Source organism: Microbacterium sp. Y355, assembly GCF_059445345.1.
The window spans coordinates 274,366-294,801 of the sequence record NZ_JCAIUD010000001.1 but is presented as its reverse complement, the minus strand read 5'-3'; the positions used below and the strand labels follow the sequence as shown (position 1 = coordinate 294,801).

The 20,436-nt window shown below is 62.4% G+C and carries 20 protein-coding genes and 1 tRNA gene; 9 read left to right on the top strand and 12 right to left on the bottom strand.

Going from position 1 to position 20,436, the window contains the following annotated elements; genetic code table 11:
* Positions 1 to 986 precede the first annotated feature (986 nt).
* The 3 genes from AC1C2O_RS01470 to AC1C2O_RS01460 are packed head-to-tail and all read left to right on the top strand — an operon-like array spanning position 987 to position 4,138.
* Positions 987 to 2,642, top strand: coding sequence for an Eco57I restriction-modification methylase domain-containing protein (locus AC1C2O_RS01470; RefSeq protein ID WP_495428653.1), 1,656 nt, complete (start codon positions 987 to 989; stop codon positions 2,640 to 2,642).
* Positions 2,639 to 3,358, top strand: coding sequence for a PaeR7I family type II restriction endonuclease (locus AC1C2O_RS01465; RefSeq protein WP_495428652.1), 720 nt, complete (start codon positions 2,639 to 2,641; stop codon positions 3,356 to 3,358). Before AC1C2O_RS01470 ends, AC1C2O_RS01465 begins: the two co-directional genes overlap by 4 nt.
* A gap of 27 nt (positions 3,359 to 3,385) precedes the next feature.
* On the top strand, positions 3,386 to 4,138 hold the full coding sequence (locus AC1C2O_RS01460; protein WP_495428651.1) for a PaeR7I family type II restriction endonuclease: 753 nt from the start codon (positions 3,386 to 3,388) through the stop codon (positions 4,136 to 4,138).
* A 302-nt stretch (positions 4,139 to 4,440) separates the two neighbouring features.
* Here AC1C2O_RS01460 and AC1C2O_RS01455 read toward each other — a convergent pair whose 3' ends face one another.
* Positions 4,441 to 4,977: a hypothetical protein gene (locus AC1C2O_RS01455; protein WP_495428650.1), complete on the bottom strand. Its 537-nt coding sequence runs from the start codon at positions 4,975 to 4,977 to the stop codon at positions 4,441 to 4,443.
* A gap of 135 nt (positions 4,978 to 5,112) precedes the next feature.
* Between AC1C2O_RS01455 and AC1C2O_RS01450 the strand changes: the two genes are divergently transcribed.
* The 3 genes from AC1C2O_RS01450 (at position 5,113) to AC1C2O_RS01440 (ending at position 7,334) form a co-directional block, all read left to right on the top strand.
* The gene (locus tag AC1C2O_RS01450) at positions 5,113 to 5,949 is read left to right on the top strand and encodes a metallophosphoesterase (protein ID WP_495428649.1); all 837 of its coding nucleotides are present in this window, start codon (positions 5,113 to 5,115) and stop codon (positions 5,947 to 5,949) included.
* Entirely contained in the window at positions 5,946 to 6,845 is a 900-nt protein-coding gene (locus AC1C2O_RS01445; protein WP_495428648.1) for a hypothetical protein, read from the top strand. The genes AC1C2O_RS01450 and AC1C2O_RS01445 overlap by 4 nt, the downstream gene beginning before the upstream one ends.
* 117 nt (positions 6,846 to 6,962) lie before the next feature.
* A complete protein-coding gene (locus tag AC1C2O_RS01440; RefSeq protein WP_495428647.1) occupies positions 6,963 to 7,334 on the top strand; it encodes a hypothetical protein in 372 nt (123 codons plus the stop codon).
* Positions 7,335 to 7,824: 490 nt separating this feature from the next.
* On the opposite strand, the gene AC1C2O_RS01435 is transcribed toward AC1C2O_RS01440, so the two are convergent.
* The 8 genes from AC1C2O_RS01435 to dusB all read right to left on the bottom strand — a co-directional run bounded on the left by AC1C2O_RS01435 (position 7,825) and on the right by dusB (position 16,191).
* A complete protein-coding gene (locus AC1C2O_RS01435; RefSeq protein ID WP_495428646.1) occupies positions 7,825 to 8,991 on the bottom strand; it encodes a hypothetical protein in 1,167 nt (388 codons plus the stop codon).
* The gene (locus AC1C2O_RS01430) at positions 8,988 to 9,518 is read right to left on the bottom strand and encodes a DUF4365 domain-containing protein (protein WP_495428645.1); all 531 of its coding nucleotides are present in this window, start codon (positions 9,516 to 9,518) and stop codon (positions 8,988 to 8,990) included. The genes AC1C2O_RS01435 and AC1C2O_RS01430 overlap by 4 nt, the downstream gene beginning before the upstream one ends.
* An 843-nt stretch (positions 9,519 to 10,361) precedes the next feature.
* Positions 10,362 to 10,556: a helix-turn-helix transcriptional regulator gene (locus AC1C2O_RS01425; RefSeq protein ID WP_495431640.1), complete on the bottom strand. Its 195-nt coding sequence runs from the start codon at positions 10,554 to 10,556 to the stop codon at positions 10,362 to 10,364.
* Between the two features lie 283 nt (positions 10,557 to 10,839).
* A tRNA-Asn gene (locus AC1C2O_RS01420) sits at positions 10,840 to 10,912 on the bottom strand.
* A gap of 94 nt (positions 10,913 to 11,006) precedes the next feature.
* Positions 11,007 to 11,711, bottom strand: coding sequence for an ATP-binding cassette domain-containing protein (locus AC1C2O_RS01415; RefSeq protein ID WP_495428644.1), 705 nt, complete (start codon positions 11,709 to 11,711; stop codon positions 11,007 to 11,009).
* A gap of 109 nt (positions 11,712 to 11,820) precedes the next feature.
* A complete protein-coding gene (gene dnaG / locus AC1C2O_RS01410; RefSeq protein ID WP_495428643.1) occupies positions 11,821 to 13,680 on the bottom strand; it encodes a DNA primase in 1,860 nt (619 codons plus the stop codon).
* A complete protein-coding gene (locus tag AC1C2O_RS01405; RefSeq protein ID WP_495428642.1) occupies positions 13,680 to 15,086 on the bottom strand; it encodes a deoxyguanosinetriphosphate triphosphohydrolase in 1,407 nt (468 codons plus the stop codon). Before AC1C2O_RS01405 ends, dnaG begins: the two co-directional genes overlap by 1 nt.
* Positions 15,037 to 16,191, bottom strand: coding sequence for a tRNA dihydrouridine synthase DusB (gene dusB / locus AC1C2O_RS01400; RefSeq protein WP_495428641.1), 1,155 nt, complete (start codon positions 16,189 to 16,191; stop codon positions 15,037 to 15,039). The genes AC1C2O_RS01405 and dusB overlap by 50 nt, the downstream gene beginning before the upstream one ends.
* Before the next feature lie 60 nt (positions 16,192 to 16,251).
* Between dusB and AC1C2O_RS01395 the strand changes: the two genes are divergently transcribed.
* Complete coding sequence (locus AC1C2O_RS01395; RefSeq protein WP_495428640.1) at positions 16,252 to 16,746, top strand: glutathione peroxidase; 495 nt, start codon at positions 16,252 to 16,254, stop codon at positions 16,744 to 16,746.
* Here AC1C2O_RS01395 and AC1C2O_RS01390 read toward each other — a convergent pair.
* Positions 16,743 to 17,444, bottom strand: a complete 702-nt coding sequence (locus AC1C2O_RS01390) for a DsbA family oxidoreductase (RefSeq protein ID WP_495428639.1) — start codon at positions 17,442 to 17,444, stop codon at positions 16,743 to 16,745. The two genes, AC1C2O_RS01395 and AC1C2O_RS01390, sit on opposite strands and share 4 nt — an antisense overlap.
* Before the next feature lie 52 nt (positions 17,445 to 17,496).
* Between AC1C2O_RS01390 and AC1C2O_RS01385 the strand changes: the two genes are divergently transcribed.
* Complete coding sequence (locus AC1C2O_RS01385; RefSeq protein WP_495428638.1) at positions 17,497 to 18,117, top strand: P-loop NTPase family protein; 621 nt, start codon at positions 17,497 to 17,499, stop codon at positions 18,115 to 18,117.
* Here AC1C2O_RS01385 and AC1C2O_RS01380 read toward each other — a convergent pair.
* Together AC1C2O_RS01380 and recO are read right to left on the bottom strand one after the other, a co-directional pair.
* Positions 18,060 to 18,860 (bottom strand): isoprenyl transferase, encoded by an 801-nt coding sequence (locus AC1C2O_RS01380; RefSeq protein WP_495428637.1) that lies wholly within the window; start codon positions 18,858 to 18,860, stop codon positions 18,060 to 18,062. The genes AC1C2O_RS01385 and AC1C2O_RS01380 overlap by 58 nt on opposite strands.
* A gap of 11 nt (positions 18,861 to 18,871) precedes the next feature.
* On the bottom strand, positions 18,872 to 19,600 hold the full coding sequence (recO, locus tag AC1C2O_RS01375) for a DNA repair protein RecO (protein WP_495428636.1): 729 nt from the start codon (positions 19,598 to 19,600) through the stop codon (positions 18,872 to 18,874).
* Between the two features lie 36 nt (positions 19,601 to 19,636).
* Between recO and AC1C2O_RS01370 the strand changes: the two genes are divergently transcribed.
* A complete protein-coding gene (locus AC1C2O_RS01370; protein WP_495428635.1) occupies positions 19,637 to 20,332 on the top strand; it encodes a trimeric intracellular cation channel family protein in 696 nt (231 codons plus the stop codon).
* Positions 20,333 to 20,436: the final 104 nt, after the last annotated feature.

Here is a 20,436-nt window from a genome sequence, read left to right as displayed (position 1 = left end):
ACTACGAACGACAGTGCGTGTTCGATGAGCGATCTGCTTGAATGCGAGTATGCGAGTATGCGAAGTCTCTTGGTACCAGTGGGCACCCTTGCAGGGTTGATCTGTTTGGCTCTGGCTGCGATCCACATGAATATCATTTGGCTGCTGCTGGGTCTCGGTGTTTTCGCGATACTGATGTTCACAGGGCACCCCAAATCTGACGCCCGTAGCGCCCCCAGCGCCCCAAGCACACCGAGCACCTCTTCGGACGAAGACCTCAGAGTTAAAGCGAACAGCCATTACGTCGCCCTGCAGCTGGCAGAAGAGCGGGGGATGCTCGGAACCATGGCGCGCAACTGGCTGGAGGCATACGAGGAAGATTCCAGCGTGCCGCCCTTTGGCATGCGCCCATATTGGACACCAACCGGTCCGGGAGGTGCCCCGCAGTTCCTCTCAGGGATGGGAAACCAAGGGATAGATCGACGACTCGCATATGTGCAACAGGCGGAGGGGGGGTGATTCGCTCCTCCCGCTCATGGTCAACGACTCTGACCGGAGAGTGCGCGAAGCTGTGCAGGCACGGTTGAAGCCCAACCAAACGGACTCGCGTTAGATCGGGCCAACTGCACCTACGAGTCCTGACACTTGCACCGCAGGTCGCCTCCCAGCAGGGGGATGCGGCAATCCACACCTTCGGCCAGAATCGAGCACATGAACTACGACGAGGTGGGCGGGCTTGATGGCGTGCCAGTCAGGGTGCCAGCCGACGATGACTACCGGACATGCTCTGAGTGCAGCGGAGACTGCTATCCCGACCCCAGCGTTAGCGTCGGCGGGCGGGGTGCGCGCATCGCGTTCGTGTGCGCTGAGCATGGAGTGAATGCGGTGATTGATCCTTTCGGGGACACGCGGTAGGTCCGGGCCGCCAGAACCCGTATCCAAGGGTTGACCGATACCCTGAGATCACCCGCGTTTGTTGCGCGCACCATCGTGTTGAGGGGAAGTATATGGCTGTCGCTGCTGTGGATGAGATCGAGTACGGCGAGGTATTTACCCGAGAGTGGGTCGTCGACACGATCCTCGATCTTGTTGGGTATACGGCTGATCGTGATCTTTCACAGGTAAAGCTCGTTGAGCCGTCCATCGGCTCCGGTGCGTTCCTGGTTCCTGTGGTGAGCCGACTGCTTGAATCGGCCAAGATCCACGACACCGAGCTCTCAGCGTTGAAAGACAGCGTCTTCGGTCTTGACCTCCAGCAGGAGCATGTCGAGACGTGCCGACAGAAGATCGAACCGTTGCTGATCAGCGCAGGCGCTTCTGCAGAGCTGGCAGAATCACTCACGACCAGCTGGCTGACGCACGGTGATTTCCTCCTGGATGCTATCCCGAGCAATGTCGACTTTGTCGTGGGTAACCCGCCATACATCCGCACAGAAGACCTTGACGATGACGTCGAGGCAACTTACCGCTCACGATGGAAGACGATGCGCGGTCGCGCTGACATCTATGTCGGCTTCTACGAGCGCTCCCTGGGCCTGCTGAAGACTGGAGGCAAGCTCGGATTCATCTGTGCTGACCGTTGGATGCGCAACGCTTATGGGAAGCATCTGCGCGGTTTGGTGGTGTCCGGATACGCGGTCGAGACGGTCTGGCAGATGCACGATGTCGACGCGTTTGAGGCTGAGGTGTCGGCTTACCCAGCGATCACAGTGCTGGCCAACACACGACAAGGTCGCGCTACCGTCATCGACACGACCAGCGAGTTTGGTGAGGCCTCAGCGCTGGAGGCCAAGTCGTTCGTCCAGGGCTCGGGTGACGAAGGTACGGGCCAGGGCTGGGAAGGCGCACGGCTACCCAGCTGGTTTGAGACGGCAGACTTTTGGCCAGCAGGGTCGCCCCACATGATCAAGCTGCTGGAACGCTTACAAGAAGACTTCCCCACGCTGGAGTCTGATGGCGTGACAAAAATCAGCATCGGTGTCGCCACCGGGGCTGACAAGGCGTACATCGTCGCCAAGGATTCCAACATCGATGTCGAGCCAGACCGATTGACGCCCATCGTGATGGCAGACGACATTCGCTCAGGTCAGCTGAAGACTCCAACGCAAGTGTTGTTGAATCCATGGGATGACCGCGGTCAGCTCATCGACTTGGAGGCTTACCCGAGGTTCGCTGCGACTCTTGGTGCGCACGAGGCCGTCAGGAAGCGCTTTGTTGCGAAGAAGAACCCGACGACTTGGCACCGGACGATCGACAAAGTGTACCCAGGACTCGCAGATCGGCCGAAGCTGCTGTTGCAGGACATGAAGGCGCAGATTACGCCTGTGCTTGAGCCTGGTGGCTACTACCCGCATCACAACCTGTACTACGTCACCTCAACCTCATGGGACATGGAGGTTTTGGGCGGACTACTGCTGTCGAAGATCGCTGAAGCATTCATCAGTGCGTACGGCGTGAAGATGCGTGGCGGGACTCTTCGGTTCCAGTCCCAGTATCTGCGGAAGATCACCGTTCCTCGTCCAGAGACGATCCCTGAGGACGTCGCGGAGAGGCTGCGGGAGGCATTCCGTATCGGCGACAGAGTTGCCGCCACCCGAGCTGCCGAGGAAGCTTACGGGTTGGCTCCCGGCGAGAGCGAACTGCCGAGGAAGTCAGGCGTATGACCAGGCAGCTGGGCAGCGTGTTGAGCCTCCTTGAGCACTTTTGGGAGGAAAAGGGCGCTGCCGTCGAGCGGAACCGCTTGGACGGGCGGGACGGCCATGGTGCCCAAGCGCGCGACGCCAGACACATGCGTCAGCTGGCGCTATTCGTCGGCCAGATGTTCATCGACGCCGGGCTAGACGAGTCCGAGGTATTTGTCGATGGTGTGATCCCCGGTTACTTCCGCCGCTCGAAGAGCTGGGACATCGTTGCCGTGCACAAGGGGCATCTCGTGGGCATCGTCGAGCTTAAGTCGCAGGTTGGCAGCGAGGGGAATAACGGCAATAACCGCATCGAGGAAGCCCTGGGTAACGCGTTCGACGCGATCACCTCGCATGAAATGACGCCGGTCTTCGGCAACCTGCCGATGTGGAGCGCGTTCTGCATGGTCTTCGGCTCCGATGCCACGACTGCGCGCGAGATTGGGATGCGCAAGCGACCGCTATTTGACATCGACCCGGCATTCGTTCCGATGACTTACGGGAGTCAGCTCGCTGTAACCACCGAGAGGTTCATCCAGACCGGAGCATATAGCGCCGGATGGCTCGTCACCTCGTGGGTCGATGACCAGGGTCATGTCCAATACGAGGAGCCGGTGCCGACGGCGACGGTGGATACCTTGTGGACTCACATCGAGGCACGCGTCCGTTTCGCGAAGCAAGCGCTCGTCCGCGCATAACATCGATCGACGAAGGAGACATCAGAAATGGCTGATCTGACACCACAAGATACGTGGAAAGCGGCTGTCCTCGGCTATTGGACGGGGTTAGACCTGCAGCAGGCGAAGCAGGGTGAGGCCACTGGCATCAAGGACACTGGCAACCGCGCTGCAGTCACCGGTGGCAAGCAGATGGACGCCATGCAGGAGGCCTTTGCCAAGATCTGGGGCTCAGATCCTGACATCACCTTGGAGGTGCGCACCACAGGTCACAACAACTTGCCGGCATACTTCAGACCGGCTAAGAACTGGGACCTATTGGTGTTGTATCGGAACGCGTTGATCGCTGCGATGGAGTTCAAGTCGCAACGTGGACCGTCGTTCGGCAATAACTTCAACAATCGAACTGAGGAAGCACTCGGGCTGGCTGCTGATTCTCAGATGGCCGCCGAGCGCGGGCTGTTTGGACAGCTAAAACCTTGGTTCGGTTTTGTCATGCTGGTTGAACGTGCAAAAGGATCTCTGAGCGCGGTCAAGGTTCCAAAGAACATGCCGTTCCCTGCAGACCCGGTCTTCACTGGAGCGTCGTACATCGAGCGGTACCGGATCTTCTTTGAGCGCCTGGTCAAGGAAGGCAACTACGACGCGGCCACGCTACTGACGGCTGAAATAGGCAGTGACGCGTACGTCGAACCGTCGGTCGGTCTGTCGCTGGCGAATATGGAGGCCGCGATCAGAGCCCGGATTGAGTACATCAAGGCCCTACCTGACGACGTGTTCGACGAGCTCGTGACGAAGTAGTCCTCGTCGTTCCGGCTGGGATCGAGAGGAGCTGAACCCCTCCGGTCCCAGTTAGGAAAAGAAGCTGAGCGTCACCACTTTATTCGCAGTTCGGTCCCCATACCGAGGTGGTTGTCATAGTTATCCACAAAGCGTTCTCTCAGGTTACCGGCCGGTGCCGATTCGGCTGAGTCACAGTTCCGAAGCCACACTGCGAGCACTGGTGGAGCCTTCCCTCACAATTATCCGCGCGCGTTTCCCGCGCGTGGAGGACTAGCCCATCGCCTCGAATTCCAATGGAGTGCCCTCCGCGTCGCATCTGGTCATGCGTCGGTCGTTCCGCCGCCGATGCAGTCACGGCCCTTGTTTTGATCCGCGAGGTCGAGGAGGTTCGCGATTCGCTCAATTTGGCCCGGAGTGAACCGGGCCTGTGGTTTCCTCCGTTCATTGGCAATCCAGTAGGCGAGGTCGCGCTCGCTCTTGTCCGCTCCCTTCCTGGACGCGCTCGGAGGACGCCCGTACAGTACGAGGAACTGTTCGAGCTTGTCGAGGTTCGCGTACCAGCTATCGATGCGCGGGTCCCAGATCCAACCCGGGATTCTGGTCAGACGATTCTCACGCATTGCGCTGAGGCGCGGCCGGTGGTCTTCGGGCGGGTGCTGCCTTGCCCATTGCTGTTGCCGTATCCATCGCAGCAGTGCGGAATCGACGCCGTCATCACCGGCGCGAGGCATACGTCCCAATGCGCGAACCAGTCGATCCACATCATCAGCACGGCGACTCCACGCAGCCTCTCGGAGCCCGACCGGCTCATCAACCTGTTCGGCACGGACAGGGGCATCTGGTTCTTCATTGCTCATACCTCCTTCCATGCGCGGTGTGCCGGCAACTGTCGGTCAGGTTAGTAAACTCGCCCGAATTTGGGCGGCGGGTTCGCATAACGTGTCGTCCCATGCGCCCTCACAGCGCTCGAGATCGGACTGACAGGAGCACAGATGACCTTGACCGCACAGGAGACAGCGGCAACATTCGACATCGCCGAGAACGAGGTCGTCATCGCCGGCGACTGGCACGCCAACCGCTTATGGATCGGCCGCGCCATCCCCGCCGCCGCACTCACAGGCGCCCGCACCCTGCTGCACGCCGGGGACTTCGGATTCTGGCCCGGCGGCAGCGACGACCTACTGGCAACCGTCGAGTACTGGGTCGCGAAATCCTGGGAGCAGCCGACAAGGTCGGGGATTGAACGGGTCCTTTTGACGCCGGGGAATCACGAGGATTGGGGTGACCTTGAGTCGCTGTTCGCGGCTTCCCCGGGTCTCGCGATCCGGGTGAGTGAGTCCGTGTGGGTACTCCCCCGCGGGTTTCGGTTCACCATCGGTAATCGGTCATTCCTCAGCTTCGGCGGGGCAGCAAGTATCGATGCCAACTACCGGGTCCTGGGCCAATCCTGGTGGCCCGCCGAACTCCCTTCCCTCGATGACGTTGAAGCGGCGGTTACCGGTGGCATCGCTGGGGTGCTGCTCACCCATGACGCCGGGCAGCTGACGTCCCCTCGTGTGGCGGCGATTGTGGACGGCCCCAGCGACTGGTGGCCGGCCGCTCGCAGCTATTCGGACGCCAGCCGGGCACTCATCGGCAAGGTCGTCACCGGGACCAACCCTCTGCTTCACCTGCACGGGCATTACCACGTTCGCGACTCCGCCACCATCGAACGCGAAGGGCTCCCACCATTGCGGGTGGAGGCGTTGGGCATGGACGACCAGGACGGGAACCTCGTCCTCCTGCGCCTGGATGACCTTTCTGTGACAGACGTGGCGGTGCACCGATGACCGACTCCCGATTCCGACCCGTCGTCGCCATCGACGTCGACGGCGTCCTACGCGTGAATCCCCCGGGCCTCGGCGCGACAATAGCCCCCGCGGTCTTCGGCAGGGTGATCACAATGCGGAAGACGCAGTACCCGACGTACCTGCACCGGGAGCCCGACTGGGACGAGCACGGTGAGTGGACCACCAAACACTGGTTTTCTGGCGTCGGTGCAGCCTGGGTACAGAGTCTGCTGGACCGTGGGATCGAGGTCGTGTGGGCAACCACCTGGCAGCAGTATGTACATACCTACTTTGCACAGGTCCTCGGATTGCCAGAGTTGCCCGTCGCCGTGCAGGGACCCGGGAGGGTTACCGAGTCGTCCCCATCGTGGAAGGCACACCGCCTCGCCCGACAGTTCGATGGCAGACCATTGCTGTGGGTCGACGACAACGTACTCAGAGAAACGACGCTCGAGGAACTCCGCCGCCGGGAAGACCGCGTCCTCACCCACTTCCACTGGGTCCGCAAACCACACATCGGGATCACCATCTACGACGTCGCCGAGATGGACGAGTGGCTCGAATTGACCCGCACCCCGCACGGCCAGCACGAGCTCCGCCGTCGCCGGCGACGCGACCGCGTCCACGCGGCGCGAGCGCACCGCCGCTCCATCTGGGGATGCGACGCTAACTACCGTGCCTGGCAGCCCGTGCAATCACGCCTCAACACCGAGCTCGGTCTGGGCACGGACGACATCGACATGCTCGCGGCATACGCCCGCAGTCACTCGGAGAGCATCGACGCCGCAGAGGTCGCGGACCTCATGGCCGAATGGTGTGATGCCAAGGACGTGCCCATCGAGGACATTGCCCGCATCCTCCGCGAATACCGCCCCCGAACAGGGAGAGAACAATGACACGCGAATCGCACGCACCCGATGGGCAGCCCCATCAGAGCGGTCCGCTGACCGAGCAGTCCATCCCCGGCAGGTATCTCGTCGTCACCCAGTCCGGGACCATCTACTGCGTCGAACTTGTCGACCACGATTCGGGTACCGGCCGTCACCAGATATCCGAAGGACGCGGCACTCAACAAAGACGGCACACCCTTGCCTGGCGTTGAAGCGTTCTACTTCGACACTCTCACCGGGTACGGCGAGATCCGCTGGTGGAAAGACAAGCTGGCAGACTACGACCGACCCGACCTGCCCTACGTCGGAACCATCCGCACCACAAGCCACGTGCTGATCATCGTCCGCGTCGACGATACCGATGCCGCACACACGAATACCGCCATGCTCGCCGAGTCACTACGCGCCGCGCTTGCTCTCGAAGAACCCCACGCGTTCACCAAGTTCATTGACGCGCTCCTCGCGACGAACCGACATCCGTCCGGACGGGAGTGATATCGCCCTGAACATCCACGAATCGCCCTCCGTTGGACGGATATGTAACTCGGCCGGGCGCGGCGGAGAGACGCGCGCTGACTTTAGCCACGGACAGCAACCTCACTGTCCCGGACCGGACATTGCAGAGCTAGTTACTTTCCGCTCCGAGGGGCCGAGATTGATTCGCTGAGGAACGCAGCAAGCTCACGGTCGGTATAGCGAATGCGTCGGCCGAGAGTCGGGTATCGAGAGCCGCTGCCACGATAACGCCAGTCCTCCAACGGGTGACGGCCCGCACAAGCGCGTACTAACCGCCAGCTCGAATCACACGAGACCACTCATCAGCTTCATAAGCATCGCTGAGAACTTGCGTCTGTCGCGCCGTGTCGCCCAATGCCGCATTCCTTCGTCGAATACTCCGCAACTAAGACGCTGTGCGGCGCCGTGTCGACTCAGGCGTGGGGCGTACGGGCGGTCAGGTCACGCCAGGCCGCTCAGGCCCAGCTGTTCATTCGACGCCTTCCAAAGTCACCGATAGCGGCTGCGGGGTGGTGACGTCCTTGAGTCGCGCGTAGTGGCCGGGTCGTCGCTCAAGCTGCCCCTGCACGACGACCGTGGTACCAGCGTGCATCCAGTCATGCAGTGCACCCATCTGGTCTGCCTTGACCGGCACTTCAATGCGGCTCTTGCGGGTGCCTTCAACCATCGCGGCTGCGGTCATGGTGATGAGCCCGAACGGGTCGCCGGGCAGATGCTCAATTCGGAAGATGGGGCCGACAAACACTCGCTGCTGTTGCTTCTTGGTGTCGGCCAGCACGCGGGAAGCATCGCGGAGCAGTCTGCCCGCTTCGGCCGGGATGGTCACGGTGGTCGGCAGGTCGTCTGCTGCAGGCTCGGCGCCAGCCCAGGTGAAACCAGTCTCCAGGAACGCGATGTCCGGTTCGTCGAGAGCCGTGGCGGTTTTGGCAAACAGCTCGCGCGTTCCGCCTGCGTAGACGATGGGCAGCATGTTCTTTGCGGTCGGCTCTGTACCGGGCTGCACAATCTGCTTCTCGAATGCTGACAAAGCCTGAGCGAGTGTACGGGTGACCCTGCGCTCGTTCGACTCGGGGGCGACCTGGTCCACACTCTCGAGGGTGTCAGCGGGCGGAGCCGGGGCGTCGTCGACGTGCACCAGGACCGGGAACACGAACGACCCCTGCTCAGTGTGCCCAAGACGTGCGGAGCCCGCAATCGCGTCGCCAGACTTCGCATAGCTGGCGATGACAGCGCGCGGCTTGCGGGCGGCCGTGGCAGCCGCGCGCAGCATCCCGTACGCACTACTGATGACCGTGGCAGCGGTCTCGAGCGGGATGCTCTCGCCGCTGGAGTTCACGCGATAGCGGACGACATCGTAGTTGTTCTGCTCGATGGACTTCTCGATGTCGCGCGGGTGCTCGCGGGTGGGCAACGCGATGCGCTCGAGCACGCCGTCCCATTCCAGGGTGTCCCTGCGTAGCGCGTGCGGAACGTAGAGCTCTGCGTCATGTGCAGGCAGGGTCCACAGCGCGGCCCGCTCGCTGGCGCGCACCTGGGTCCACTGGCGGCGGATGAGCAGCGCCGTGATGTCGGCGGCAGCACTGCTGACGGTGGCTGCTGCGGTGAGCGCGCGAAAACGAGCAAACTTCGGGCTCACGACACTAATCCGTCGTAGACGTCATACGTGAGCTGCCGCCAGTCGTAGATGGTCTCGGTGGTGAGCTTGTCGTCTGCAGCGAACACCATGGCTGACTGGTGAGCGGCCGGATCGAATCGTTTACCGAATGCGACAGTGCCATGGCGGGTAAACAAGGCGCCATGCTCCAGCCAATCGGGGATACTCTTCGGTACTTTCACAACCACTACGAACACGGTCGTAGCGCTCTCGGTCCACTTCGTAATCCAGCTGGGCTTGAGCTGGAGCGACATGTTGCCGTTACCGACCTTGAACTGTGACGTGCACTTGATTTGGACGCGTGCCGCCACACGCGGGTACTCGATGGTGCCGTCGATGGCCATGTAGTCCGAGTCGACCGAACCTTCTTTGAAGTCGACGCCGGCGTGGGCGCACAGCGATTGGACGTACGCAACGCCGTAGCGCGCCTTGCGGGCTTCGTCGGTGAAGTGGTGGTTGGCAGCGGTCTGCAAACGGCTCAGCGGTGTCCCCGTCGCGGCCGTCGTCATGACCTCACTGTAGGGCACGGGATGCTGCGCTCAAGCTAATTCGACGAACCCTCCAACGGGGCTGCCGACACACCACGGCGTCGTCCTTCGGACACGCGGGCTGACGTGGCCGGCGATGCTGCGCGCCTAGCCTATGCAGCACCGCGCACAGAACAGGCATGACCGCTTCGTTCACCCTCGTAGACATCCTCGCGCTTGAAGAAGCTGCGAACGCCGGTCGGTCTCACCACGATACTTGGCCAACTTGGCCCGTGCCGGCGACATCCCTGCGATGAAGGCGGCACGCAACCTGGGATTCCCAGCCAGTGCTCGCCGAATATGTGAACACGCAGACGCACTTGCACACGCGCCTGAGCCCGTCATCGAGGCTGAGCTTGCTGTTCCCCTGCCCTGCCCTGCCCTGGGACCGTTCTAGCGCCGCGCCGCGCCGCGCCGCGCCGCGCCGCAAGCTAGTACGTGCGGCGTGAGCGTTACTCAGCGAGCATCCAAACACGTTTTAGCGGCAGGCCTGGGGACTGCTGCACGGATTCCCCACAGAAGATTCGGGTACACGCGAAGCCCTGCATCAACGACATCCTCTGCCGTCCCAAGGCGAACTCGGAATCGCTCGCATCGCAACCATTGACGCGCCGGACCAGAGACGCCATCCCCGGCGTGGGCATGCGACCCAGGGTGGGCGGACCCGCTTGTCAAAATCCTCGGCCTGGATAGCACAGATAGCATCTCTCCGCCCGGCCGGCACGCACCTTGGTCGGCACGGAGATCGGCAGGGCAATGTCCCTTAGCGCTTGGTGCGCGCACGCAGGAAGGAACAATTTCAGTAAATTCGCCGATTCTGGATCGCTACATAGTCTTACCGACATGAAGGTGCTGGGCCTTCCACTCGAGTAACTCGTGGAAGTCATAGCGGATCGTACGGTGCCCGTATCGATGATGGGGTGGACGAGGAAGATCCAGCCGCCTCCAACCTTCGAGTGTGCGCGGGGATATACCGAGGTACCGGGCAGCCTCCACAGTCGTTAGCGAGATGGTTTCCATCATCTCTTTTCCAGACACTGAACCTCCAAGCTCGGCCGAACGGCATCTGAGAGCCCGGCGACAAACATCCCAGCGCGCTCCTGTCCAGCCGGTGCTCTCTCTCTCGAGAGTGGTCGCCAAGCATCTCAAGTGCCATAATCAACTTCGATTTCGTTACATAAACGTGATAAAGAGGGCGCATTCTTGGCAGCATTCTTGGCAGAGCAGCCAATCGGGCAACCTAATTGGAGGCAAGAAAAGGCCCTTTTTCCGCGTAATTACGCGGAAAAAGGGCCTTGCTCTGCTCCCCGAATTGGACTCGAACCAATAACCTGCCGATTAACAGTCGGCTGCTCTGCCAATTGAGCTATCGGGGATCATGCGTCGTCGCCGAGGCAACTCCACAATCTTAGCAAACTCCATCGGATGCTCGTGACATCGTCGAAGCCCTCGGGCGTGTCGTCAGACGCGTCATCGAACTCGCGAATCTGCCTCGGCATTCGGCACCCAGAGCAGGTCTTTGCCGACGCCACGGGCGACCACGTGCCCGCCCTTCAGCATCAGCGTCTCGGCGTTCAACTCGCGAATGAATGCGGCATCGTTCGTGACGAGCAGAGCGCCCATCCCCTGTTCTTTGCGGCGTCTCGTGATCGCATCGAACACCACGGGCCGCACCTCCAGATCGAGGTTGGCGAGCGGCTCGTCGGCGATGAGCACCCGCGGCTCCAACACGAATGCACGCGCGATCGCGACGCGTTGGCGCATCCCAGCACTGAGCTCGTAGGGAAACTTCGCTGCCGTTCCCAGCGGAAGGTGCAGCTCGTCAAGCAGCGTCGCGACTCGGATCGCGAGCGCCTTTGTGTTGACTCGTTTCTCGCGGATCATGATCGGCTCTGAGATCACCTCGCTGACGGTCATCGTCGGCGAGAGATCGGCACCAGCCCCCTGCGGGATGAACCCGGTGCGGTAGGTCAGTTCACGGTGTCGACGGCCCGGCTTTCGCACATTCACGCCGCACACGTGAGCATGACCGCCGACGATACGCACCGACGGGTCGGTTGAGCCCGCGAGAGCGGCCACCAACGTGGACTTACCGGAGCCAGTGGGCCCGGCAACGCAGATGAGCTCACCAGGGGGAAGATCGAAGGTCACACCATCGACGGCGCGCGTGGCCATCCCATGCCCCATTCGATCGATGACGAGATCGGAGCATTCGATTGCGTGAGGAGAAGCAGACCGGCCAGACATAGGCTCCATCATCTCCCGACTTCGGTATACCAGGCTGTTACGACTCGGTGAAGCGCTGACGCTCGATGTCGAGATCTCGCAGCCGCATCCGCAGGGCACGACCGCCATCAGAGTCAGCAGACACCCGTTGCACTGCCCCGAGGAGTTCGTTCTTTTCGCGCTCCAGATTGCGCAGGATCATTCGCCGACCGAGATCAGCGGTCGACGCGACCGCACCGGCTTCGTCGCGCGCAGGGAATGGTGTCATGAGCAGTTCGCCGGCAAGCGAGCGGTACGGCTCACGCACCGCGTTCACAGCATCCATCGCCCATCCGACGCGGGTGCGATCTGCAACCGCGATCACGACTTCGCGTACTGCTTCGAGCGCAGGATTGCGGAACGGAACCTCCAGCGCACGGGAGAGCATCACCTGATCAACCTGATGGCCGTATTGGAGCGCCCCCATGAGCGCGCCCCGCTCCATCGCGATATCCCCAGTGCGCGGCAGGCTCGACAATGTCACCGGGGTGATTTGAGGAGCATCCGTCGTTGACTGTGACGTTGCCGCTGGCTCTCGACGCGCCGGTGCATGGCTCTGTCCTCGCGCGGCGCGTTCAACCTCAGCACGCACCTCGGTGGGATCCATGCCCAGTCGCCGTGCGAGCACTCGCTCATAGCCGGGCCGCAGCAGCCTGTCACGAATTTCCGCGACGATAGGGGCAGCAGCGCGCAATGCCCCCACCTGGCCCTCGACGGTAGCCAGGTCGAATCCTGCGAGCTTGCGGTCGATTGCGAACTCGAACATCGGCACCTTGGTGTCCATGAGTCCGCGCACCGCGGCATCCCCGCGCTGCAGGCGCAGGTCGCAGGGATCGAGTCCGTTGGGTGCGACAGCGACAAATGTCTGTGCGTTGAAGCGATCGTCCTCCGTGAAGGCGCGCAGCGCAGCCTTCTGCCCTGCCTCGTCCCCGTCGAAGGTGAACACCACCTCACCCGAAGCAGAGTCGTCACCCATCACTCGACGCAGCACCTTGACGTGGTCAGAACCGAATGCCGTGCCACACGTGGCGACCGCCGTGGTGATTCCTGCCAGATGGCACGCCATGACGTCGGTGTAACCCTCAACGATCACCACCCGGCGCGGGTCACCGCGTGAGATGTCGCGCTTGGCGAGGTCAAGCCCGTAGAGCACCTGCGCCTTCTTGTAGATCAGCGTCTCCGGAGTGTTCAGGTACTTCGGCCCCTGATCGTCATCAAACAGCTTTCGAGCGCCGAAGCCGATCGTCTGGCCGGTGACATCTCGAATGGGCCAGACCAGCCGCCCACGGAATCGGTCGTACACGCCCCGCTGGCCCTGCGATACGAGCCCAGCCGCGAGCAACTCATCGCGGGTGAATCCCTGCGTTGTCAGAGCCTTGAGCATCCCGTCCCAGCCGCGAGGAGCGAAGCCGACGCCGAAGTGCGCAGCAGCGCCGGCATCGAAGCCGCGCTCACCGAGAAACCGGCGTCCGGTCTCGGCCTCTGTGCTGAGCAGTTGGCCGCGGAAGAACTCCGCTGCCGCCGTGTTCGCTGCATAGAGGCGGCTGCGTCCGCTGGTCTCTGGCGCAGCACCGCCATCTTCGTAGTGCAGTGCGTAGCCGAGGCGCCCTGCGAGCTTTTCCACAGCTTCAGTGAAACTGACGTGGTCCGTCTCGCGAAGGAACGAGTACACATCTCCCGATTCGCCGCAGCCGAAGCAGTGGTAGTACCCCACCTGCGGCCGAACGTGGAAGCTTGGGCTCTTCTCGTCGTGGAAAGGGCACAGGCCCTTGAGGGATCCGACACCGGCAGACTTCAACGCAACGCGTTCGCCGACGATATCGGCGATGTTCGTGCGCGACTTGACCTCATCGACGTCTGCTTGAAGGATCCGCGGCATCAGTGCGCCCCCTCGACCATTCGGGTCGACGCGTGCGCACTAGCACCGGCGCGCGCAGTACGCGGGGTCCAGATGCCTACTTCGGCGGGGTCAATGTCGCCGACCAGTCTGCTGTGCCAGTCGAGCGCAGTCTGATCGGTGAGGCTTGCGATCTGATCTACTACGACCCTGGCACGCTCGAAATCGGTGGACGCTGCCAGGAAGTCAGCGGCGAAGGCAGGCTCGAGCACGTCGGCACCTGCGGTCCACAGGGTGTCGGTCGACCAGAGCGCTTCAGCGAGCCGCTTGAGCACCCGGCGCTGCTCCTTGTAGACGCCCTTGCGAGCATCGATGGTGACGATGGCCTGCCCCATGATGCCCTTGAGCACGGCGATCTCCGTCTCGACGACGCGCGGAACGACGACGTGCGCGTTGTAACGTGCAAGAGATGGCCCTCGATATGCCTCACGAGTAGCGCTGACAGAGGCACGCGCGAAGCGGCCGATCATGTCACTCGTGAGGTTCTTGAGCCGCGCAAGGTCAGGACGTGAGCGGTCGAACGACTTCAGCCACATCGGCTGACGTGTCAGCCGATACAGCCCGTCGGCCAGTTCCTCGCGCGTGAAGTCGTACCCGACCCACTGCTGGATGCGACCGACCAGCGCATGATGTTCCGCGGGGTCGGAGAGCTGAGCGACATCGAGGTAACCGTTGACGATCGCGTCTTCGAAGTCATGCACCGAGTAACCGATGTCATCCGAGAGATCCATGATCTCGGCCTCAATGCAACGCAGTCGTCCAGGGGCACCTTCGCGCATCCACCGGAAGACCGCTTCATCCTCGGGATAGACGCCGAACTTCAGTCGGCCACCGGGGTCAGGAACCGGGTTGTCGATCGTCCACGGGTATTTACAGGTTGCATCCAAGCTCGCTCGCGTGAGGTTGAGCCCGACAGAGTGCTCGTTCTCATCGAGAGCCTTCGCCTCGAGACGAGTCAGGATGCGCAGCGACTGTGCGTTGCCCTCGAAGCCTCCTATGGGCTCCGCCCAGTCGTTGAGTGCCCGCTCGCCGTTGTGTCCGAACGGAGGGTGCCCAAGGTCGTGGCTGAGACAAGCTGTGTCGACGACATCGGCCGAGACGCCGAGTTCAACCGCCAGCTCGCGTCCGACCTGCGCCACCTCAAGGGAGTGCGTCAGCCGGTTGCGGGCGAAATCGGCAGTGCTCGCTGGGCTCAGCACCTGCGTCTTCGCAGCCAGTCGCCTCAGCGCTGCGGAGTGCAGCACGCGCGCGCGGTCTCTGGCGAATCCGTCGCGCTCAGAACGATGAGTCTCTGTGACGAAACGCTCGGCGTCACGCGGCTCGTATCCGTCGAGAACCTCAACCACCGCTGTTCTCGATCTCCGCGCCGCGCAGCATCTCGCTGGCATCGGCTGCCATCTCGCGCGAGTCAAGCCACTTGTCCGGCAGTGCAGGACGCTTCGGACGACCGGCACGGCCGCGCTGACCCTCGGCATCCGCACCGGGGTACGGTGCGTCGTGGTCGAGCTGACCCAGCAGGTCATCGATGTGCGCCAGGCTCTGTGCGGTGGCAAGGCCTGTGCGCACGTCGCCACCGACCGGATAGCCCTTGAAGTACCAAGCGACGTGCTTGCGGATGTCGCGGCATCCGTGGCTTTCGTCGCCAAGGAACTCGACGAGAAGCTCTGCGTGACGACGGAAAGCGTTCGCGACGAAGCCGAGCGTCGCGTCGACCGGACGCGACTCAGCGCCGAACGCCGTAGCCAACTCGCCGAACAACCAGGGGCGCCCCAAGCATCCGCGTCCGACCACGACGCCGTCACAGTCGGTCTGTGCCATCATCTGCACGGCGTCAGCGCCCGACCAGATGTCGCCGTTGCCCAGCACCGGAATACTGGTGACGGCTTGCTTCAGCTCACCGATCGCATTCCAGTCGGCATGCCCCGAGTAGAACTCGTTCGCCGTGCGCGCATGCAGCGCGACGGCCGCAGCGCCGGCGTCCTCCGCGGCACGCCCCGCATCGATGAAGGTGAGGTGATCGGGGTCGATGCCCTTGCGCATCTTGACGGTGAGCGGAATATCACCGGCCGCTTTCACTGCCTGCGTGACGATGTCGGCGAAGAGCTTCGACTTCCACGGCAGCGCCGCGCCACCGCCCTTGCGGGTGACCTTGGGCACAGGGCAGCCGAAATTCAGGTCGATGTGGTCTGCGTGATCTTCCGCCACGATGATTCTTACGGCGTCAGCAATCGTCTTCGGGTCGACGCCGTACAGCTGGATCGACCGCGGCGTCTCGCTCTCGTGATGCTGGATGAGGCGCATGGTCGTCTCATTGCGCTCGACCAGCGCACGCGAGGTGATCATCTCACTGACGTAGAGTCCAGCGCCGTACTCGCGGCACAGGCGTCGGAACGCGGTGTTCGTGATGCCGGCCATGGGTGCGAGGACGACGGGCACGTCGAGGTCGATCGGGCCGATGCGCAAGGCGCGCGCGGGAGCAGGAGCGATAGTCATATCCGTCCTATTCTCCCACCTCTCGGCCTGTGCAGCCTCAACGCGTCATAGGCTGTGGATATGACCGATTCCGCGCTGCGCCAGATCCCGTTCACGGATGCCCAGGGTGCTGAAAAGACACTCGATGACTTCGGCGCCGATGTGCTGCTCGTCGTCAACGTTGCATCGAAATGCGGCCTCACGCCGCAGTACGAGCAGCTCGAACAGTTGCAGCGCGCTTATGGCGAACGTGGCTTCAGCGTGGTCGGTTTTCCGAGCAATCAGTTCATGGGGCAGGAGCCGGGCTCGCTCGAACAGATTCTCGAGTTCTGCTCGACCACGTATGGGGTGAGCTTTCCGGTCAATGACAAGGTCAAGGTCAACGGCCGAAACGCCTCGGAACTCTATAAGGCGCTCAAAACTGCACCGGATGCCGGCGGCAAGGCCGGCCGCGTGGAGTGGAACTTCGAGAAGTTCCTTGTCCTGCCCGACGGCTCTGTAAAGCGGTTCCGCCCGAAGCAGAAGCCGGACGCCCCCGAAATCGTCACGGCGATCGAGGGCGCCCTCATCCGCTAGCCGGCGGCTTCCTCAGTCACAAGGACATCGTCCTCTGACTCGCCGCGCTTGGACCACAGGTCGCGCAGCACGTTCTCGAACGTCTCCGGTGGCTGAGCGCCCGAGATACCGTACTGGCCGTCGATGACGAAGAACGGCACACCCTGGATGCCGTATGCCGTTGCCTGCGCCTGGTCCTGGCGGACAGCGGGCAGGTACTTGTCGTTGTTCAGCGCGTCACGAGCGGCGTCGGCATCCAAACCGACCTCGACGGCGAGCTCGATAAGATCGTCGATCCGTCCGACATGCTTGCCCTCGACGAAGTACGCGGACATCAGGCGCTCTTCCATCTCGAGCTGCATGCCCTCTGCCTTGGCATGGTGGAGAAGTTCGTGCGCCTTGACAGTGTTCGTGTGCTTGAGCAGGTCGAAGCGGTACTCCAGGTCGGCGTTCTTCGCGACGTTCGTGACGTTGTCGAGCATCTGCACGACCTGCTCGCGGGGCATGCCTTTGTGCCCGGAGAGGAAGTCGATTTCATCACCGTCGAAATCGACGGGAGTATCGGGTGAAAGTTCAAAGGAGTGGAAGGTGATGTTGACCTCGGGGGCATCTTCATCGGATGCTGTGGCAGCGAGACCCCGTTCAAGATTGCGCTTGCCGATGTAGCACCAGGGGCAGGCGATGTCGGACCAGATGTCTATCGAAATGGGGTTACTCACAACAGGCTCAACGACGATCGGTCCCTGAGTATTCCGTTGGTAGCATCTTCGAGTGCTTACCGCCGACGACTCACTGCCCATCGCTGCGCAACGTGTGCTGGTCGCGGGCATCACTGGTGCGGGTAAGACGACGCTGGCAGGGCGGATCGCCAACCGCTGGGGCCTCGTGCATTACGAGCTTGATGCTCTGTACCACGGGCCGAACTGGACCCCGCGTCCGGAGTTCCTCGACGATGTGCGCGCATTCGCCGCCACGGATCGTTGGGTCACCGAATGGCAGTACACCAGCAAAGGCACCGACGCGATCCTGCCAGTCCGCGCTGATGTGCTCGTCTGGATGGACTACCCGTACCCGCTCGTTCGGCGGAGGCTCATGCGTCGCACCATGAAGCGCCGCATCTTGCGCACGAAACTATGGAACGGCAATCTCGAGCCGAATCTGTGGCAAGCGCTCACCATTCGCGGAGACGAGAATATTCTCGACTGGCAGAAGAACACCCGATACAAATGGGACGAGCGGATGCCGGGGATCGAGGCCGATTTCCCGCACCTGACGATCGTGCGACTGCGGCATCCGCGTGAGACGGAGCGGTGGCTGGCCGCGCTTCAACGAGATCAGGAAGCGTCTGGCACGTCCACCGCACCGCCGAAGCGGCGATCTCTGGACACATAAACTTCGATCGCGCGCCACAGCTCTGCGCGCGAGAAGTCCGGCCAGAGCGTGTCGAGGAAGACCATCTCGGCGTAGGCGGACTGCCACAACAGGAAGTTCGAGGTGCGCTGCTCCCCCGAACTACGTAGGAACAGATCGACATCGGGCATGTCTGGCACATAAAGATTCCGACGGATCATCTTCTCGCTGATCGCACTCGGCTTGATCTTGCCCGCAGCGACGTCCCCGGCGATCTGACGCATCGCGTCGACGAGTTCGACCCGCCCGCCATAGTTCACACACATGGTGAGCGTCAGCACGTCGTTGTCGCGCGTGAGCTCTTCTGCGCGCTGCAGCTCTTTAATCACCGAGCCCCACAGTCGAGGTTTCCGCCCGGCCCAGCGCACGCGCACACCCCACTCATTGAGCTGGTCACGGCGCCGGTGCAACACGTCCCGGTTGTATCCCATGAGGAAGCGCACTTCCTCAGGTGATCGCGCCCAATTCTCTGTCGAGAAGGCGTACACGCTCAGGTGCTTGACTCCGGCCTGAATGGCGCCGGCCACCACATCGAGGAGTACCTCTTCTCCGGCTTTGTGACCTTCGATGCGGTTGAGCCCTCGGCGGTTCGCCCAACGACCGTTGCCATCCATGACGATTGCCACATGCTCTGGCACCTTGGGAAACGCAGGCGGATGGATGCCGGTCCAATCCAACGGGCGATACGCGACGGCATCCTTGTGCGTGTAAGGCTTCGGGGGCAACGGCTTCCCTCTCAAGGCGATTCGGAGACGTGGGAGAGCGAGCGGATGCCGCGCTCCAGATGGAACTGCACATACGCCGAGATGAGACCAGAGGCCGCAGCGGTGTCGGAGTGAGCTGCCGCATCCACGGCATCCCACTCGCCACGCATCAATGACCGCAGCAACTGCAGCGTCGAGTCCACAACCTTGGGGCTGCCTGCCGGAGCGCAGTTCGCGCACACCTGCCCACCGAGCTGCCCTACGAAGTTTCGGTGCGGACCAGGTGCCGCGCATCGGGCACAGTCATTCAGCGAAGGCGCCCAGCCCGACAGCGCCATCACGCGCAGCAGGTAGGAATCCAGGATGCTTCGCGGAGCGTGCTCGCCACGAGAGAGCGCACGTAGGCCCCCGACCAGCAGCAGATACTGCTCGGGTGTGGCCTCGGCTTCACTCAAGCGATCGGCTGTCTCGACCATGACATTCGCAGAAGTGAAGCGGTCATAGTGCGCCGCGATCTCGCTGCCGTACGCACCGAGTGATTCCGCCTGCTGCACAATATCGAGTGAACGTCCCTGATACAGCTGCACGTCCGCGACCATGAACGGCTCGAGTCGTGAGCCGAACTTTGACGAGGTGCGCCGCACGCCCTTCGCGACAGCGCGGATCTTGCCATTGCGACGAGAGAGCATGGTGACGATGCGATCTGCCTCACCGAGTTTGTGAGTGCGCAAGATCACCGCTTCATCTCGATAGGTGGGCACCCCTCGATTATCCTCCGCGCGGGACAGAATGGACGTGTGACCGAACCGCTCTTCACCATTCCGCTCTGGGCGGACCTTCTCGGCGTCGGCCTCGGCGGCATCCAGGGCGCAATGTTCGCCTCAGGCTTCCAAGGGCAGCGGCGCCTCGATCTTCTCGGCGTCGCCATCATCGGCATCCTGATCGGAATGGGTGGCGGCCTTATCCGCGACCTGCTGTTGGGACAGCCACCGGCGACGCTCCAGAACAATTGGTATCTCATCACCGCCGCCGGTGCTGCCCTGTTCGGCATGTTGCTTGCCGGTCTTCTCAACCGTGCGAATGCGATCATCGTGGGTCTCGATGCCGTGGTCATCGGTATGTTCGGCGCTTTTGGCACCAGCAAGGCACTCGGACTGGGTGTTCCGGAAGTACCTGCAGTCTTCATCGGCGTGTGCGCCGCCGTCGGCGGTAGCATCCTGCGCGACGTGATCATGGGGCTGCCCGTCGCGATCATGCACGTGGGATCTCTCTACGCCATTGCCGCTGCTCTCGGCTGCACGGTGATCGTGACGGTGCACGCGTTCGGCGTCGGCCTCACGCTCGCCGGCGTCATCGGGCTCATCGTGACCGCCGTGATCCGCGTGCTCGCGGTGATTTTCGACCTGTCACTGCCGGAACAGCGCCGTCTCTACCGCCGCAGAGTAGCGGCAGAGACGGCAGCAATCCCGATCGTGAAGCCCTCCGAGAGCTGACGAGCGCGCTGTCCCCCGGCAGGGGTCGCATTTGGCCGCCTGACTGCCACCAAAGCGGCCATCTGCGCCACCCGCTACGGATCCCACCAGCACACCAGCCCGGA